General features: G+C 62.3%; 3 protein-coding genes and 2 pseudogenes. All 5 read right to left on the bottom strand.

The window, feature by feature from the left end; all coding sequences use genetic code 11:
* Nucleotides 1-92 precede the first annotated feature (92 nt).
* Nucleotides 93-467, bottom strand: a pseudogene (locus tag IRZ31_RS20985) (PTS sorbitol transporter); the annotation flags it as partial.
* A 200-nt stretch (nucleotides 468-667) separates the two neighbouring features.
* Nucleotides 668-1,192 (bottom strand): annotated as a pseudogene (locus tag IRZ31_RS20980) (PTS sorbitol transporter subunit IIB); the annotation flags it as partial.
* Nucleotides 1,193-1,215: 23 nt separating this feature from the next.
* On the bottom strand, nucleotides 1,216-1,830 hold the full coding sequence (locus IRZ31_RS20975) for a PTS glucitol/sorbitol transporter subunit IIC (protein WP_112432437.1): 615 nt from the start codon (nucleotides 1,828-1,830) through the stop codon (nucleotides 1,216-1,218).
* A gap of 167 nt (nucleotides 1,831-1,997) precedes the next feature.
* The gene (locus tag IRZ31_RS20970; RefSeq protein ID WP_112432435.1) at nucleotides 1,998-2,453 is read right to left on the bottom strand and encodes a transcriptional regulator GutM; all 456 of its coding nucleotides are present in this window, start codon (nucleotides 2,451-2,453) and stop codon (nucleotides 1,998-2,000) included.
* A 70-nt stretch (nucleotides 2,454-2,523) separates the two neighbouring features.
* The gene (locus IRZ31_RS20965; RefSeq protein ID WP_052890237.1) at nucleotides 2,524-2,829 is read right to left on the bottom strand and encodes a hypothetical protein; all 306 of its coding nucleotides are present in this window, start codon (nucleotides 2,827-2,829) and stop codon (nucleotides 2,524-2,526) included.
* Nucleotides 2,830-2,943: the final 114 nt, after the last annotated feature.

The following is a 2,943-nucleotide window of genomic DNA, read 5'->3' as shown; positions in this document are numbered from 1 at the left end:
TCCCCACCCTCACCACCGCCCGCGGAGAACACCAGCGCAGAGCAAGGCCAAGCCGCACCAGCCTCTTCACAGCAAACCACCTACCACCGTCACGACTCCTCAAGCAGCTGCACATCCTCGGGACGCACCCCCGACACAAAGAGCTGCTCCGTGATGAACTTCATCAGCGGCCCCGAGGGCGAGCTGGGCTTGACATCGATGGTCAGAATCTTCTTCATCGGATAGACCCCGATGCGCGCCGTTCCACCGCAGTCGATGACCACACAGGCGATCTGCTTCTCAGGGGCCGAAGAACGAAAGCCATCGAAGGCCCGCCCCCCGGTCAGCTCGGCAATGCGCTGCGCCACCGGATGAATACCCCCGCCGGTGACACAGTAGATCAGGTCCTTCCCCGGCTCGGGCTTGACAACCAGCGGCCCGCCCCAGCCACCGCGTCCTCGCGAAATCTTGACAGCACGATAAGGCATCGTCGCACACTCCTTTCTCTCCTCACTCAGTAGCTCAAGGCTCGGCTCAGGCCAGATCTCAGGTCAGGTCAACCAACCAGCTCCAGCAGCAGAGCAGGCAGAACAGATCAGCCGGTCCACGATCTCCGTGGCCGTCACCCCACCTGGCCCGAGCCGCAGCCCAACCCGCCGCGCGTCCGCTCTCTTTTGCTCAACCAGCCTCAGTGGCCGGCATACATCCCAAAGCTGGCCAGATAGGCAATCACGACCGCCAGCGGACCCGTGATCAGGCGCGACATCAGAACCGCCGGCACCCCAATCTCGGTCGTCTCCGGTTCGGCCTCTCCCAGAGCCAGCCCAACCGGAATAAAGTCGCACCCGACCTGGGGATTAATGGCAAAGAGCGCCGGCAGCGCATACTGCGGCGGAATATGGCCCAGACCGATCTCCACACCCAGCAGCGTCCCCACCACCTGAGCGATCACCGCCCCAGGACCCAGCAACGGCGAAAGAATCGGGATGGCACAGATCACCGACATCAACAACAGCCCGAAAATATTCGAGGCCAGCGGCGACAGGGTATGAGCAATAATGTTGCCAATCCCCGTGTAGAGAATGATGCCGATGATCATGCTGATGAAGGCCATGAAGGGCAGAATATTGCGAATCACCTGGTCAATGGTGTCGCGGCCAGCCTGATAGAGAATGCCGACCACATTGCCAACGGCCCGCCCAATGGCCTCCAGACCACGCGCCACAGCTTGCATGACTACGCCTCCTCTCCGCTAGCGAAAGCCGCCCCGCCGGTCTCAACGGCAGGAGCTGCCTCAGTTGCCGACGTTGCTTCTTCACCCTGGCCTTCCGGCGCCGAGCGCCGCGCCCACATGATGGCCGTGATGCGCTCGGTCACCAGCCCGCGAATAAAGATCACCAGCAGGCCCACCAGGAAATAGCGAATCGCCAGATCTCCCAGCCCCAGCCCGAGCTTCGTAATGCCGGCGGCAATACCGGCCCAGACAAAGATCTCACCTGGGTTGGCATGGGGAAAGAGACCAAGAATGGGATGGACAAAGGATACCGCCGCATCATAGAAGGCCGGCTTCTGCTTCTCCGGTAGGAAGCGCCCCATCGTGTAGGCCATCGGATTGGTCAGGAAGAAGACGGCCAGGAAGGGCAAGACCAGATAGCGCAGCAAGACGTTGCGGCTACTGATCATAGCCACTTTGTCGATACGCTCGGGGCCAATGAGGCGTACCAGAGCATTGACGGCGGTCATCAGCACGATCAGCAGGGGGATAATGCCCGTGACCAGACCGACGAACTGGGTCCCCCCTCTTTGGAACATGCCGATGAAACCCTCGGCAATACGGGCTGCGATCTCCACAAGATCACCTCCAGACAAAAGGACAATGTGACGATCTTTTGTCCTCTCAGGCCACCACACAGGACAGCAGGCCGCAGCCAGAGCCAGGCAGCACCCAGCGAGGACCGCTCAGCTTTCCCAGCGAGCGAGTAAGTCGGCAATTGAGCGAGTGAGCGACAACCCTCCTCTCAGACCAACGGTTGCAGCGACCGGCGCGGCGCGACCACGCCCCCGTCAGCCTCAGCCGCTGCATCCGCCTTTCGGCGTTCGAACGCCTCCAGGAGCGTGTTGGCAGCAGTTCCGATCGCCTCGGCCAGACGCGGGGCCAGGCCAGCTGCGCTGAGCCTCTCGGGCGAGAGCAGCTCGTCCAGATGCCACCCCTCAAGCTGGGGCAGGGGACGGAGCCGCGCAAAGACGGTGAAGCCACGAAGCTGCCGGGCCGCGAGAATGGTGCGCTGCTGGGGATGGGCAACAAGCACTACGTAGGTGCGCCCACGATAGCGCCCCCCAGCCATCGCAGTGGCACAAGGCCCCAGCCGACGCAGGCGGCTCACCTCGCGGTAGAAGCGCCTCGCCTGCCAGTAGGCCAGAGCCAGCTGCAAGCACCAGGCCACCAGGGCAACGAGGGCAACTTGCTCGATCATACGAACCTCCTGATGTCATACTCTAACGCGGCAGGCACATGGCCAGAGAGAGCCACAATCAGCTTAGCTCCTACAGACAGACCTCGGCCAGCTCGCGGGAAAGCTCGATCGGTTTGTTGACCACGCGCCGGGGCAAGCTGGAGACGAAGAGCAGTGGATCGGCCTGCGCCTCATGCTTTAGGCGACGCGCGAGGGCGGTAGCACGCCAGGGGAGATCACGGCAATATTGACGGAGTAAGACAGCCGCTGGCTTTTCAACGGCGTGGGCGCAACGATGGCAGACGATCCTTTTAATATAGAGCGAGGCATAAAAGACCGTGTGCACCGTCGGACGACCGCAGTAGAGGCAGTCCAGTTCAGTCTGGCAGGCTATCATAGCGAGCGACGCCCCCTCTTTCCTCGACGATCGATCAGCGATGGAGAGGAACAGGACAGCTCAGGCAGGAGCAGCCGCTCAAGGCGCTCTCGCCAGCCCAGCCCAGCCCAGCCC

Origin of the sequence: Thermogemmatispora sp., assembly GCF_019683635.1 — a bacterium.
Classification (GTDB): Bacteria; Chloroflexota; Ktedonobacteria; order Ktedonobacterales; family Ktedonobacteraceae; genus Thermogemmatispora.
The sequence above is the reverse complement of the archived record's forward strand: the minus strand, read 5'-3'. Positions and strand labels throughout refer to the sequence as shown.